The following is a 15,232-nucleotide window of genomic DNA, read 5'->3' as shown; positions in this document are numbered from 1 at the left end:
GGTATCTACCTCTTCTTTATTAGTGAATCAAATATGGGGCTTCTACTAATATAGATGGAAATAAAAGAGAAAGCCATGGATAGAATAGATAAATTTAGCGCCACTTTCTTCTCGTAAAGAGATAAAAAAGTGGCGCTCTTCGCTTCTATTCCGCTCTAAAGCTATGCCCTTTGCAGGGTTTTCTGAGTGTGGCCCATAATAGCGTCAGCAGCCTCGCGATAGCCGCCCGTCTGCTGGATGGCGCGCTGCATCTCCTGCGCGCGTGCGCGGAAGCTGACATCCTGGCGGACACGCTCGACGGACTCGCGTAGCTTCTGGGCGGAGCCAGGACTAGACTCTAGCATGACGCCCAGGCCCAGTTCCGAGACGCGGCGCGCCGTCATCTGCTGTTCAACCATCTGTGGAAGAACCACCATCGGCACACCATAATAAAGGCTCTCCATGGTACTGTTCATACCACCATGCGTAACAAAGACGTCGGTATGCGCCAGGATCTCTAGCTGAGGGGTGTAGGCCGCGGCAATAAAGTTGGCAGGCAGTGGGCCCAACTCGGCTGGCTGAATGCGTTTGCCATAGGAGAGCACCACCTTCTGCTTAGTTCCTCCAAAGGCTTCGATACAGCCCTTAAAGATCTCAAGCTGATTGTTAAAGACTGTTCCCATAGAGATGTAGAGCACCGGTGCGCCCTCAAGCTTCTCCAGCGGGAAAGTGCTCTTCTCATGCCGTGGGCGAATTGAGGGACCAACAAAGACAAAACGCTCATCGAAGGTCTCGCCCGCAGGCTGAAAGGCTCTGGGCAGAAAAACGATATTGAGCGGCTCGGCATGGCCAAAGATCCCCTGAAGATCAAAGGGCGGAAGCTCAAACTGCTCGCATAACGTGGCAATATCCTCGCGGATCTGCTGCATAAATGGAAGCGGCACCGGGCCACGTGCCCCATTTCCCGGCCCCATCGGAAAGAGTTTTACATGCTCATTGACGGCATAGGATGGGCGCAACTGAATAGCTGGAATATGCAGCACCTGGGCCGCGATCCGCGCCCAGAGGCACATTGGATCATACAGAATTGCGTCTGGACGTTCCTGCCTCAGTTGCTCCAGGACCTGGGGGAGGATACGCTGGCTCTCCTTGATCATCCGAAATGGCAGGGCATTCTGGATCTGGAAGCCTGGCATCTGCCCTCCCTGGCCCATAGCTGGAGGCGCCATATTACTTAGATCTAGCTCATAGGGCCGGAACGTCGCCCCAACGGCCTCCACCGCGTCCTTAAACCCCTCTGGTACATAATAGATGACCTCTTCGCCCAGCGCCACCAACTCCTCCACCACTGGCAAGGTTGGATTGACATGCCCAAAACCTGGCACATTCGCAAGTATATATTTCATACTTTTCTTGTATACTCTCTTTCAAGCTGAAAGCTCTGACTATCCCCTCAGCAAATAACCACCTTTACCATGCTCAAAGTATACAACATTACAATATATCGTATTGATAAGTGATGAGGTGTCTGATCCGGCTGCGGCAAATGCCACACCAGGATCACCTCATCACTTATTATCCTGAGCGCCGCAGGCGCGAAGGAGAAATTTCCCCTCTGGACGAAGCGCGTTCATGCTGCTATGCTAGGCAGCATGAACGCGTCAATCTTCTTTCAGGGCGGAACGCTAGTGCTGCGACATGTAGAGCCTAACGCATCCATTCCCCCGCCATTTCAATTCATTAAAGGCCAGTGGCGCTGCGAAGCGTATCACTATCACACCATCCGCCCGTGGCTACAGGAGAACCAGGTGCGCGATGACGTTCCTCGCTGGAAACGCTTGGCACTCAACCTGCATGAGACACGAGAGCCACATGACTACCAGCTAGCCGCCCTGGAGGCCTGGAAGCAACATGAACGACGCGGCAGCATCGTTCTACCCACAGGCGCGGGCAAGACCTTCCTGGCAATTCACGCCATCTACGAGGTAAAGGCTTCAACGGTTATTATTGTGCCTACCATCTCCCTGGTTCACCAGTGGTATGCACGCCTCGTCAATGCCTTCCAGACGGAGATCGGCGTCTACTACAGCGGCGAAAAGTTGCTCCAGCCGATTACCGTCACCACCTATCACTCCGCAGGGGACCTGATCGCTGCATCTGGAAATACCTTTCGCTTACTTATTTTTGACGAGGTGCATCACCTGCCCGCGCGTACCTGGGGCGAGGCCGCCTTGATGACGCCAGCCCCCTGCCGCCTGGGCTTGACCGCAACGTATCCTGAGGAAGAAGAGCAGACCAATGGCCGCTGGCGCGTCGATGAGCTACTTGGCCCTACCGTCTATAACCTTCCCCTGCGCGATCTGGTGGGGCAACAGTTGGCCGACTACCGAACGGAGCGCATTCGCGTCAACCTGACAGAGCAGGAGCGCGTGGACTATGACGCGGCCTACGCCACCTACACCGGCTTTATTCGCGAGCGTCGCTTACGTCGCAGTCATGGTCCACACTGGTTGCGTGAGCTGATGCGCCTCTCGGCCTTTGATACCCAGGCGCGCCAGGCACTACTGGCACGTCAACGCTTACTTGAGATCACCTGGAACTGCGAAGGCAAGTTCGTCGTGCTCGATGAACTCCTGCGCGAACATGCGGGCGAACGCATCCTGATCTTTACCGAGAGCAATGCCGTAGCTTACATGATCTCTCAACAATGGCTCATCCCTGTCATCTCGCATGAGACCGGAGTCGCCGAGCGCAAACATATTCTAGACGCCTTCCAAAATGGAACCTATCAGGTGCTAGTTACTTCCCGGGTGCTCAACGAGGGAATAGATGTGCCTGCGGCCAAAATCGCCATCGTTCTGGGCGGCGGATCGAATAAGCGCGAGTACATCCAACGCCTGGGGAGAATTCTGCGCAAGCAAGAGGAGCGGGAAGCCGTGCTTTTTGAGGTGCTTGTGCGTAAGACGATTGATGAGGGCAAGGCCCAGCGTCGTCATGTGCGGAAGGGAGATTAAGCATGCTCACCAGTGAGCTGATCCGGCCTCGCCTGCGCCACTCCGAGACCACGCTCTCGGTCGAGATGGTCGATCCAGAAGATCCCAAACTGCAACAGACGGCGCAAGAGCTAATCGATATCCTGCACAAACATGTGGGCTGCACACAGGAGGCCCTGGAGAAAGCCCTCGCGCTCTATGAGGGCGCACGGGTTGACTATGTCTTCCTGCGTGGCCTGGCCAAGGTGCTTATGGATGGCGCGACCTTTACTCCACGCGCGACTCCCCTGCCACCCGCGAGCATTCGCGAACAGGCTTTCGCCTATGGCCCCGTCTTCAAACAACCCGATGTCTTCAGCCCCCGCAACCGCGAACAGGTACTTACAGAACTGGCGCAAACGCTCGCCATTGAACCAGGACAGTTCGATTCTATGCTCTTCGCCGACCGCAATGCCTTCTATCTACTCACCGATGCTGGGCCTGTCTGGACACCTGCCAGCCTCCTCGCACGCTATAATCTTGAGCTGGCGCGCGGCGTCCTCTACTGGGCCTCGCACATTACCATCGAGGCCTTTAGCAACTACAAAGACTTATGGCATTTTATCAAGTTTTTCCAGCTCATGTTCTGGGCCGAGGCACTGCCCGAGGGGGGATACCGCATTGAGTTGGATGGACCAATCTCGCCCTTTGTCGCTTCGACGCTACGCTACGGGCGGCAGATGGCCGCCTTCCTACCCGCGCTCCTCTTATGCGACCAATGGCGCCTACGTGCCTCCGTCCACCCGCCACAGGCACGCCAGGAGCTGCGTTACCACCTGGACTACACCTCGGAGCTCCGCTCACATTTCAAAGCCTCCGGTCCCTTTGATAGCCGCCTGGAGGCCGACTTCGCCCACGACTTTGAGCAAAAAATCGGCCAGAAACGCAAGCACTGGCGTCTTGAGCGCGAGAGCGAGGTACTGCTCCTGGGCGATACCGTGATGATACCCGACTTCACCTTTATTGACGAGCAAGATGAGACACGCCGCATCCTTGTGGAACTGGTTGGCTTCTGGCACCCCACCTACCTGCGGCGCAAAATCGAGAAGGTGAAAGCTGCACAGTGCAAGCACCTGCTCTTACTGGTCTATAAGGGTCTGAATGTCACTGAAGAGGACTTTCAGGAAACGGAGAGCGAGGTCCTCTTCTTCCAGCAGAAACCCGTGCTCAAAGACGTCATGGAGCTGGTAGAGGCCATGGCAGAGCGCGTGTATGGTCCTCGACCAGCACAAACACGTAAACGTAAACGTAAGTAGATTTGCTACTCTACGACTAGCACAACCTTGCCCTTCACCTTGCGCTCCATCATATCTCGTAGTGCCTCGGGGGCGTGCTCAAGCGGATACTTTGCCGAGATCAGGGGCTTGACCTTGCCAGCTTGCAACCAGGCAAAGAGTTCGCTTAAATACTCCTGGTTGCGCTGCGGCTCACGAGCCGTGAACGAACCCCAGAAGACCCCAACAATCGAGCAACCTTTGAGGAGCGTGAGATTGAGTGGGATGCGTGGAATCTCGCCTGTGGTAAAGCCCACGACCAGGTAGCGCCCGCCCCAGGCCATGCCACGCAGCGCAGGTTCCGCGTAAGCCCCACCCACCGGATCGTAGACCACGTCCACGCCCTCGCCATTCGTCAGGGTTTTGATACGCTCACGCAGGTCCTCGCTGATATAGTTAATGACCTCGTCCGCGCCATATTGCCTGCATATTTCCAGTTTGTCCGCACTGGAGGCAGCGGCGATAACGCGCGCTCCCATGGCTTTTCCAAGCTCTACCGCCGCCAGGCCCACGCCTCCCGCAGCTCCCAGCACGAGCAGGGTCTCGCCTGGCTGAAGCTGCGCTCGCCCTTTGAGGGCATAATGCGAGGTGCCATACGCGAGCACAAAGGATGCCGCCAGGGGAAAATCTACTTGCGGCGGCATGGGAATAAGCTGTGAGGCCTCAGCCACAATCTCCTCGGCGAAGCCACCATGCCCCGTGAAGACGATAACCGGGTCGCCTACCTTCACTGACGCTACGCCTGGTCCAACCTCTTTCACAATACCCGCGATCTCGCTACCCGGTGAAAATGGCAGGGGTGGCTTGAACTGATACTTCCCTTGAATGATCAGGGTATCAGGAAAATTCACGCCACACGCCTTGACTGAGACGACGACCTGGCCCGCGCCCGCCTGCAACGGCTCAAGCTCCTCAACGGCCAGGCTTTCAGGTGGTCCATATGTCTTACATATAACAGCCTTCATAAACATACTCCTTCTCAACATCGAGAAATAAGCATCTACCTTTATCTATTGGCATTGTACCATGAGGCTAGATTTATCACCGCTTGCCACATACGTATGCTCCTGGTATGATACGAACTAAAATGAAAGGTTTCAAGCGGCATGGACAGTCATCAAACTTCATCACGTACAAGAATTTTGTTAACTGGTGCTGCCGGGGGGATTGGCTCAGCTTTTTTCGCTGCCACCTCCTCGCGGTATATGTTTCGCCTGGCAGATAAAGCACCGCTTACTCTGCCCGAAGAACTGGTAAAGGAGCACGAAGTCATCACGCTGGATATCGCCGATCCCCTGGCATGCCAGGAGGCATGCCGCGATATCGATATCGTGGTACACTTGGCGGCTGACCCTAGTCCCGAGGCCGATTTTTACTCGTCACTCCTCCCCAACAATATCCAGGGCGTCTACAACATCTTTCGTGCCGCTAAAGACCAGGGATGCCAGCGCGTGGTTTTCGCCAGCAGCGCGCATGTTTTCTCAGGCTATGCGGAGGATATACAGGGGCACATCGAGACTCCTGTCCGGCCTGGCAATATGTATGGGGTGAGTAAATGCTTTGGTGAGGCTGTGGCCACCTATTTCGCGCATAGTGAGGGCCTCTCAAGTATCGCAATCCGTATTGGCGCCTATACGAGAAACGGCGTTGTTCCTGAGTGGATGCATAAATACCCAGATCCACGTGGGTTAAGCGTATATCTTAGTGAACGTGACTTTAACCAGCTCCTCATTGGTTGCATTGAGACCCCCAATATCCCCTTTGCCATCGTTCACGGTATCTCCGATAACCACCTGAAACGCCTGAATATCAACAGCACTCGCGAACTCGTCGGCTACGCTCCCCAGGATGACGCCTTTGACCTCTTTGAAGAGATCCTCCAGGCCTGGTTACAGAATAAGTGAAACCGCAAGCAAAAAGCGGTGCTTGCTCACATAGCATATGTGGCTATATAGGCAAGCACCGCCGCTCAGGAGGCTGGTTGTGACGATAGGCAGCTTATGAAACCGTATTAGCGCGCCAGGCTTCAAGCAGTGCGCTGTACCAGAGGCCACTATCCTTGGTAATCCGGCGCTGCGTCTGGTAGTCCACATAGACGATGCCAAAACGCTTGGCATAGCCCTCGGCCCACTCAAAATTGTCCATCAGAGACCAGACAAAATAGCCGCGTACAGGCGCTCCTTGCTCAATCGCGCTGGCAAGCGCGCCAATATACTCCTGCATGTAGGCAACGCGCCGGGGATCATGTACCTGGTCGCCGCTATCCCAGTTATCCTTAAAGGCTGCGCCATTCTCCGTAACATAGAGGGCTTGCATGCCATACTCTCGGTGCAGGCGGATCAACAAGTCAGCCAGGGCCTGGGGATAGATCTCCCAGCCCATCTCGGTATAGCAGGCTCCGGGAACGGGTCCTACCTTGATCGACTCATCAGCGCGCGCGGGCGTGGTCCCCCCACGCACGACATCGCGCGTGTAGTTGTTCACGCCCAAGAAGTCTATAGGTGCCCCAATGAGTTCAAGATCTCCAGCCTGGACAGGAGGAGGCTCAACTTCCAGGGCAGCAAAGAGGCCATCAGGATACTGTCCCCGGGCAAGCGGCTCGATAAACCAGCGATTGACGAAGAGGTCCGCGCGCTCGGCATCGCGCAGAGTCTCAGCACGCTCATCGGCAGGATAAATGGGAGTGAAATTGAGTGAGATGCCTACTGGAACGTTGGGCGCACTATTAGCGCGCAGGCGCGGCAGGGCCAGGCCATGCGCGAGCAAGAGATGATGGCCTGCATCTATGGCCTGTTGCAGGTCCTGCTCCCCTGGCGCGTGAATCCCGATACCATAGCCTAGATAGGCCGAACACCACGGCTCGTTGAGGGTCATCCAGCCAGCCACGCGGTCTCCCAGGCGTCGGGCGACGATCTCAGCGTAATCGGCATAGGCGTAGGCCGTATCACGATTCGTCCAGCCCCCTTCCTGGTGTAGCGCCAGGGGCAGATCCCAGTGATAGAGCGTGGCGAAAGGGGTAATGCCCTTGGTAAGCAATGTATCTACCAGGCGATCATAAAAATCCAACCCGGCGGCATTGACGGCGCCTCGCCCCTGGGGAATAACACGCGGCCAGGCGATAGAGAAACGATAGCCACCCAGGCCCAGTTGCGCCATTAGTTCTACATCTTCTTGCACCAGGTGATAGTGGTTATTCGCGATAGTGCCATTATCACCTTGATGCACCTTGCCCGGGATAGCCGCGAACATATCCCAGATGGAGGGTTCGCGTCCATCTTCCTGGGCCGCGCCTTCAATCTGATAGGCCGCCGTCGCCGCACCCCAGACAAAGTTCTTTGGAAAGGTTCTTGCTAAGGCCAGGTCGGCGGATGATAACGTCTGGATCTGTTCTGTGCTACTCATGTATGCTCCTGTCTCTCCATGTGTGGGCATAGGAGTTCAATGCCACACATGGGTAGAGTATTTATGCGACAACCTTCATCCTCTTTGTAAGCCTCAACAACTTGCGCAGACCGCGTTCTGTACGCAACGCTGGATTCGCGAACTCGTCGATCCCAAAGTTGATAAAGGCCAGGCCCGCACATAGTACAGCGACACAGAGACCCGGTGGCACAAATTGCCACCAGCCACCGGAGAGCAGCGCATTCTCCGATTGTGCCCAATACAGAATTACACCCCAGGTGGGAGTCGTGGCATCGCCCAGACCCAGGAACTCCAACGCGACCTCTGTCAGAGCAGCATAAATGAAGGTGCCCACAAAGCCGGATGAGACAATGGCGATCTCATTAGGCAGGATTTCGGAGAAGATGATCCGCCAGGGCTTCTCGCCCATGAGCCGGGAGGCACCCACGAACTCGCGCTGGCTGATCGAGAGCGTCTGCGCGCGCAGGACACGCGCCCCCCAGGGCCAGCTCGTCAACAGGAGCACCGCAATGATCGTCCATGTTCCCTTCACGGCAAAGGCCGCGATGACGATGGCCAGGGGCAGCCCTGGCAACACCAGGAAAATGTTGGTCAGGAAGGAGAGCGCATCATCGACCCAGCCGCCAAAGTAGCCTGCGGTCAAGCCTATTACCATAGAGAGCAAGGTTGAGCCAATCGCCGCAACAAAACTGATCAACAGCGAGGAGCGCGTACCATAAGCCAGTTGTGCGAAGATATCTTCACCGCGTGGCGTTGTACCCAGCCAATGTTTAGCTGAAGGGCCTTGAAACAGATCATTTGAAAGCCCGGTCGGATTATAATGGGCAAGGAAGGGACCGACCAGGCCTAACAGGACAAAGAAGCCCAGAATACAGAAACCAGTCGTCATACGCGGGTTGACAGTCACAACCGAGACGAGCGTCTTCCAGAGGCTCTGCTTCTTCGCGGGCACAATCACGGTTTCGGGACTCGCTGTTGTTAAAATGCCTGGCGCAACAGGTTCATTGAGCACGCCCTGTGTATTGGGCGGCGTTCCTCGATCTATCCCCATCAGTTAGCCCCTCTCATTCCGCACGCGTGGATCTAGAAGCATATATACGATCTCAGATATGAAGTTTGCCGCCAGCATCGCAAGCGCGATAAACAGGAAGATGCCCTGGATAAGGCTATAGTCGAGATGGTGGATGGCATTAAAGAGGTCGAAACCAACCCCCGGATATGAGAAGACCATCTCCGTAAGCAAGGAGCCACCCACAACATAACCCAGCGACATACTAAAGCCGGTGATGCTGGGGAGAATGGCGTTACGCGAGGCATAGGCCATCATGACGCGACGCTCAGAGAGTCCTTTGGCACGCGCCATGTGCACATAATCTTCCGAAAGCGTGGTAATCATTGAGTTACGCATACTCAGCATCCAGCCCGCGATCGAACTAATGACAATTGTGGCGGCGGGTAAGATTGCATGTTGAATCACACCAGCAATAAAGACCGGGTCCCAACTAGGACCAATGTCGCTCGTCGTGTCATAACCCGAGTCAAGCGGGAAAAAGCTGTTGCGGAAGGCAAGCAGATAGATTAGTCCAAGCGCCAGCCAGAAGTAAGGAATAGCGGAGAAAAAGGTCAACAAAGGGGCGGCAACGGTATCAAGCCAGGAGCCACGGCGCCAGGAGACAAGCACACCTAGGAGTGTGCCCAGAAGAAAACTAATCACCGACGCCGTACCAACCAGGCCCAGCGTCCATGGGATATCGGAGGCAATCACCGAGAGCACGGGTGAGGGAAAATGCGAGATCGAGATGCCCATTTTCCCCTGGAGCAGGTTTGTTAGATACTGGAAATACTGAACGGGCAAAGGCGCATCACTTAAACCAAACTGGACGCGCAACGCCTGGAGCGTGGCCTCGGTAACATTTCCTTGCCCACGCAAGTTCGCGACGTATGCCTGGATCGGATCGCCTGGCATCAACCTGGGCAGGATAAAATTAATCGTAACCGAGGCCCACAATGCGGCCACATAGAAGATTACGCGGCGGAGCAAATGACGCATTGGGGTTCCTTTTTCTAGTCCATGCATGCATGGACCCTACGTGTTCTAGTAAGCATGGACTCTACAAGTTCAGTCACCAACATGGACCCTACAAGGTATGTAGGGTCCATGCTTGCATGGACTGCAAACCGGACCCTACAGGTTGTATTACCTAGCTATTTGCTGGTGACAGGTGGAGAACGATGTTCTCATTGTCGGGTGCATCGAACGGCGAGCCATACGCGTATGGGTTATTCTGGTCGGGCCAGCCCACGGCATTCTTCGTCGTATACTCGAACCAGCCGACATTGTAGTCCAGCGGGATAACCGGCAACTGATCAACCATGATCTTCTCGATGCCCTGAATGGCCTGTTTCTGCGCATTCGGGTCGGCCGAAGCCAGGTACTGATTCAGCAGTTTGTCGGTGGCGGAATCCTGCCAGTGCTCCCAGTTGGTCGAGCCGCCAGCAATCGCCTTGCCATTACTCCAGGTCTTGTCGCTACGCAGCAGGTCGACAAAGGTGAAGTACGGAGATGGACCCTTATCCGTCCAGGAGATGGCGGCATCATAGTCGCCCTTGTTCAGAGCAGCCGTGTAGACGTCGGGTGTAGCCAGGGAATTGGGCTTCGCGTCGATACCAATCGCCTTCAGGTTATCGGAGATAACCGCGAGCGTGGCCTCCCAGTCAGCCCAGCCACTAGGCACAATCATCTGGAAGGAAATCTTCTTGCCATCCTTCTGATAGAAGCCATCGCTTCCCTTGGTGTAGCCAGCCTCCTTTAACAGAGACTCAGCCTTGGCGGCATCAAGCGAGAACTTCGCGTTCTGATAATCAGAAGAGAGGAAGGCCTTGTGAGAGGGCAGCACAGCCGTCGGATTGGCGGGATCGGCGTAGAGTGCGGCCTTCGCATGAATGTCATCCCGGTTGATCGCAAGGCTGATGGCTTGACGAACCTTGAGATCATTAAAGGGAGCGTGCGTCAGGTTCAGGTATAGCATGACGGTGTTATTACCAGGGAACCAGTGATGATAGTGCTGGGGATCAACCTGGGTAAAGCTGGCATCATACTTGGGATCCCAACCCACACCGGCCCAATCAATCTCGCCTTTGGAGATCTTCAACTGCGCAGCCGTATTATCGCTCGTGGCCAGGTAACGCAGTTGGTCGATCTTTGGCAAGCCCGACTGCCAATAGCTGGCATTCTTCTGCAAGGTATAAGCCTGTGGACCAAAGGACTTCAGAGTGTAGGGGCCGGTACCAACTGGCTTATCATTGGTATATGTTGCCGGGTCAGACACCGAGGACCAGGTATGCTTAGGAACGATGTAGAGCTGGGAGAAATTCCAGAGTGCGGTGGAATTGGGACTCTTGAAATCAACCTTGACGGTATTAGAGTCAGGGTTTGTGACATCTTTAATGACGGCCGTCCAGAGGCCCTGCTGATCGAGAGCGGGGTATTGCTTCAAGAGATTGAGCGTGAACGTGACATCATCGGCGGAAAAAGCCTGGCCATCATTCCACTTGACACCATTACGGATCGTGAAGGTCACACTACTGGCGTCGTCAGCGAGCTTGTGGTCAGACGCGAGCATATCGGTGACACTGCCATCATAGCGATTCATGTAGATGAGTGTCTCGTAGATCATGCCCTGCGCGCCATACATCGCGCCATTACTGGGATCGATAAACGGATTGAAGTTACTGGCCTTAAAGTTTCCATTGGGCGAGGCCAGAACATTCAGGGTCGTCGTCTTCGAGCCTGGATTGCTGGCATTGCCACCACCACATGCTGAGAGCAGCATGGCAAAGATAGCGACCAGCGAGAACAGGACCATCCTGCCTTTGCCGTGGCCCCCTTTACGAGGGCTTCGCGACGATACATTGGGAGTCATACAACCTCCTCAGTCAAAATATCAACGTTGATTTGGTAAGAGAATCTCTGCTGCGATGAATTTGTAGCCATAGTGTATCTGGAGACCAGCCAGTAAGGCAGGCAACAAAAGTAGTATTTGTGGGTTTATTTTTTAAGTAGGTGTAGTGGCATGGACTACGAGGCAAGCTCGTAGTCCATGCCACTACACCTACTTAAAAAATGATTAACCGCTGTTGAGAGGCGGGAAATAATGTAACTAGACATATTTATGGATGTGTATTATAGTATACGTACCGTTAGGTAACCCTGGGAACCAGAAAAGCATCTGACATCGATGAACACACACAGCTATCTCCCTTATAGGCACACACTCATGCCCGACTTACCAACACCCTTAACCACAAATACAAATATGCCGCGACCTGAACCAGAGAGCAGAGATATCTTCCTGGTTCATTTAACGCCCCTTATTGGGCGCGAGCGAGAGATAGCCTCGGCAGTTACTTTGCTACGCGATCCAGCTATGCGTTTACTTACTATTACTGGTCCCGGGGGTGTGGGTAAGACGTGCCTGGCTCTACAAGTCGTGGCGGAGCTTGAACCTGCATTCTCCGATGGTGTACGCCGCGTCGCACTGGCCTCAACCTCTTCCTCCGAGTTATTTATACCCACCCTGGCGCAATCGCTGGGTCTCGTAGAATTCGATGAGATGCCGCTCCTGGAGCGCATCAAACGTTATCTGCGCGAGAAGCATGTCTTACTCCTCCTCGATAACTTTGAGCAGGTCATCGCTGCGGCGCCGCTTATTACGGAGCTGCTCGCGACCTGCCCGGCTCTGAAAATTCTCGTAACCAGCCGGGAGGTACTGCACCTGCGGGCGGAACACGAGTTTGCCTTGCCTCCACTAGCCTTACCAGATCTAAAACTTGCGACCGACCTTGAGGCCCTCGCGCATAACGCGGCGGTCGCGCTTTTCGTCCAGCGTGCGCGCTCCGTCAAAACCGATTTTCAACTCACGGCTGAGAATGCGCAGACAATAGCGGAAATTTGTACGCGTGTCGATGGCCTGCCCCTGGGCATTGAGCTAGCTGCGGCCCGCATCAAAATTCTGCCGCCAGGAAAGCTACTCGCTCGCCTGGAACACCGCCTGCAAGTTCTTACGCATGGAGCACGTGACCTCCCTCGCCGCCAGCAAACGCTGCGCGCCACCTTGACCTGGAGCTATGAGCTTCTCGATCCGCAAGAGCAAAAGCTTTTTCGCAGCCTCTCCGCCTTCGTGGGCGGTTGCACGCTGGAGGCCGTCGAGCATCTCTGCCAGGCCATCGATGCCGATGAGGGTGATCCGCTCACACCTATCACCTCGCTCATCGATAAGAATCTATTGCGCATGGTTGAGCGCACCCACGAAGAGGCGCGCCTGGTCATGCTGGAAACCATTCGCGAATATGGTGAGGAGACGCTCCGAGCCAGTGCAGAGGCCCAGGCGGCTTATGATGCCCATGCAATGTACTATCTCGCCCTGGCGGAGGAGGCCGAGCCACACCTGCGCCAGGCCCAGCAGGTTCAATGGCTTGAGCGTCTCGAACAAGAGCATGATAATCTGCGCGCCGCCCTCCAGCGCCTCCTGACCCAACCCCAAAGCGAGTTGGCACTACGCTTAGGGAGCGCGCTCTGGCGCTTCTGGCTCATTCGCAATCATCAGAGCGAAGGACTTCAATGGTTAGAAAGGGCCTTGCAGGGCATGAGGCCCGCCCGGGTCGCAAAGCATATCCTGGCACGTGCCTGCTATGCCGCTGGCGTCCTGGCGGACAGCCAGGGTCTCTACCAACGCGGAACCGAGCTGCTAGAAGAGGCCCTGGGTTATTACCGCGAGCTACAGGATCAAAGAGGCATTGCCACAACGCTGCATCAACTCGGCTGTTCCTATGCCCGCACCTCACCTTTTCAGGGTCATGCTCTGTTCGAAGAGAGCCTGGCTATCGCGCGCACGCAGGAGGATCTCTATACCATCGCCGATGTCCTGGCATCTCTGGCCGATGAGGCCGTCGCACTGGGTTATCATCTAGAAAAAGCCCGGACCTACTACGAGGAGAGCCTGGCCATCGCCAGGCGCTTGCAAGATAAACGTAGTATCGCCTACCGCCTGAGTAAGCTAGGCCAGGTCTTAACGCACCTGGGTAGCTATGCTCCTGCTTACCAGTTGCTCACCGAGAGCCTGAAGATCCATCGCCAGGTCGGCGACCGCGTTGGTATCGCCTTCGTCCTCGTTCCCCTGGGCATGCTGACGTTCTATATGGGAGATTATTCAGCAGCCCAAACATGGTTCGCGGAGAGCTCAGCGGTCTCCAGAGAACTGGGCAACGAGAATAAGATTGCTCAGTATCTTGGGACATTGGGCGAGGTTGCCCTCCACCAGAAGGGCGAGGATCAGGCCGCGTGGACGCTTTTGGAGCAGAGCCTGGCTATCTTTCGCGAGACAGAGAACGAAGAGGGCATCGCCTCCCAGCTCTTTACTCTCGGCAGCGTCGAGTTTAATCAGGGTAACCTGCAACTCGCCATAACCTTACTCAACGAAAGCCTGGCAAGCATGCGTCGCCTGGAAAACCATGCCATGACCGCTGCCTCGCTCAATATGCTAGGTCACGTTGAGGCTCATCGCGGCAACTATGACGCGGCACGCACCTACATGGAGGAGAGCCTGGCGATCTCACGCGCCATTAACGACCACGAAGTTATCTCGCCTCGCCTGATCCAGCTTGGCCTTGTCGTCCTCAACGAGGGCCAGAACACGCAGGCCCGCCAGCTCTTTACCGAGGGGCTCAATATTGCGCGCGAAGTCAGCGATAGACGTCAGATCGCCGATGCCCTGGGTGTCATGGCCCTGCTCTACATGATCGAAGGCGACTACGAGACCGCGCAGAGGCTCCTGGAAGAGAGCTATAGCGAAAACGATATCCAGACCAATTACTATCGCCTGGCCGACCTCGGCATGCTTGCCCTTCTTCGAGGCGACATGGCGAAAGCCCGAGCCTTAATCGTAAAAAGTCTGGAGATCTCCATCCAGATTCGCAATCGCTGGTTCATCGCCTCCTGCCTGGAGCGCCTGGGCGAAATCTGCGTGGCCCAGGGGCAGCCCGAGCAAGCGGCGCGCCTCTGGGGGGCCGCAGCTACCCTGCGTAGCGCTATGAGCGCCCCTATTCCGCCCATCGAACTCGCTTACTATCAGCTTGCCCTGGCACAGGCCCAGACCCAGCTGGGAGAGACACGCTTTCAAGCCGCCTGGCTCGAAGGCCAGCACATGACTCCAGAACAGGTGTTTACGCAAGAGAAGCAACCCGCAGTTGACACTCAGGTATCTCAGGCGCAACCAACCACATCGACTCTCACCCACCTTAATGACCTAACCGAACGTGAAGTCGAGGTCCTGCGTTCCGTCGCCACTGGCCTTACCAACGCCCAGATCGCCGAGCAACTGGTAATCAGCCCGCGTACCGTTCAGGCCCACCTCAGCTCTATTTATAACAAAATTGGCGTCTCCTCCCGCAGCGCCGCCACCCGTTATGCTCTCGAACACCACCTGACCTGAGAAACCTCATGTGGTATATATTGATGTGGACCGT

10 protein-coding genes are annotated in these 15,232 nt (G+C 55.5%); 4 read left to right on the top strand and 6 right to left on the bottom strand.

Annotated elements, in window-relative coordinates; translation table 11 throughout:
* Positions 1-161 precede the first annotated feature (161 nt).
* The gene (locus tag JMJ16_RS41885; protein ID WP_201391254.1) at positions 162-1,385 is read right to left on the bottom strand and encodes a macrolide family glycosyltransferase; all 1,224 of its coding nucleotides are present in this window, start codon (positions 1,383-1,385) and stop codon (positions 162-164) included.
* A 282-nt stretch (positions 1,386-1,667) separates the two neighbouring features.
* On the opposite strand from JMJ16_RS41885, the gene JMJ16_RS41880 reads away from it, so the two are divergent.
* A complete protein-coding gene (locus JMJ16_RS41880) occupies positions 1,668-2,993 on the top strand; it encodes a DEAD/DEAH box helicase (RefSeq protein ID WP_201391252.1) in 1,326 nt (441 codons plus the stop codon).
* 2 nt (positions 2,994-2,995) lie between these two features.
* Positions 2,996-4,267 (top strand): DUF790 family protein, encoded by a 1,272-nt coding sequence (locus JMJ16_RS41875; RefSeq protein ID WP_201391250.1) that lies wholly within the window; start codon positions 2,996-2,998, stop codon positions 4,265-4,267.
* A gap of 5 nt (positions 4,268-4,272) precedes the next feature.
* On the opposite strand, the gene JMJ16_RS41870 is transcribed toward JMJ16_RS41875, so the two are convergent.
* Positions 4,273-5,250: an NADPH:quinone oxidoreductase family protein gene (locus tag JMJ16_RS41870; protein WP_201391248.1), complete on the bottom strand. Its 978-nt coding sequence runs from the start codon at positions 5,248-5,250 to the stop codon at positions 4,273-4,275.
* A gap of 141 nt (positions 5,251-5,391) precedes the next feature.
* On the opposite strand from JMJ16_RS41870, the gene JMJ16_RS41865 reads away from it, so the two are divergent.
* On the top strand, positions 5,392-6,189 hold the full coding sequence (locus JMJ16_RS41865; protein ID WP_201391246.1) for an NAD(P)-dependent oxidoreductase: 798 nt from the start codon (positions 5,392-5,394) through the stop codon (positions 6,187-6,189).
* A gap of 94 nt (positions 6,190-6,283) precedes the next feature.
* On the opposite strand, the gene JMJ16_RS41860 is transcribed toward JMJ16_RS41865, so the two are convergent.
* The 4 genes from JMJ16_RS41860 to JMJ16_RS41845 all read right to left on the bottom strand — a co-directional run bounded on the left by JMJ16_RS41860 (position 6,284) and on the right by JMJ16_RS41845 (position 11,631).
* The gene (locus JMJ16_RS41860) at positions 6,284-7,687 is read right to left on the bottom strand and encodes a GH1 family beta-glucosidase (protein ID WP_201391244.1); all 1,404 of its coding nucleotides are present in this window, start codon (positions 7,685-7,687) and stop codon (positions 6,284-6,286) included.
* 61 nt (positions 7,688-7,748) lie between these two features.
* A complete protein-coding gene (locus JMJ16_RS41855) occupies positions 7,749-8,759 on the bottom strand; it encodes an ABC transporter permease (protein WP_201391242.1) in 1,011 nt (336 codons plus the stop codon).
* Between the two features lie 3 nt (positions 8,760-8,762).
* Positions 8,763-9,758: an ABC transporter permease gene (locus JMJ16_RS41850; RefSeq protein ID WP_201391241.1), complete on the bottom strand. Its 996-nt coding sequence runs from the start codon at positions 9,756-9,758 to the stop codon at positions 8,763-8,765.
* A 151-nt stretch (positions 9,759-9,909) separates the two neighbouring features.
* A complete protein-coding gene (locus JMJ16_RS41845; RefSeq protein WP_201391239.1) occupies positions 9,910-11,631 on the bottom strand; it encodes an ABC transporter substrate-binding protein in 1,722 nt (573 codons plus the stop codon).
* 354 nt (positions 11,632-11,985) lie between these two features.
* On the opposite strand from JMJ16_RS41845, the gene JMJ16_RS41840 reads away from it, so the two are divergent.
* Positions 11,986-15,198, top strand: a complete 3,213-nt coding sequence (locus JMJ16_RS41840; protein ID WP_201391237.1) for a tetratricopeptide repeat protein — start codon at positions 11,986-11,988, stop codon at positions 15,196-15,198.
* Positions 15,199-15,232: the final 34 nt, after the last annotated feature.

The sequence above is a fragment of the Ktedonobacter sp. SOSP1-52 genome (assembly GCF_016587395.1).
This window is presented reverse-complemented; position numbering and strand designations above follow the sequence as displayed.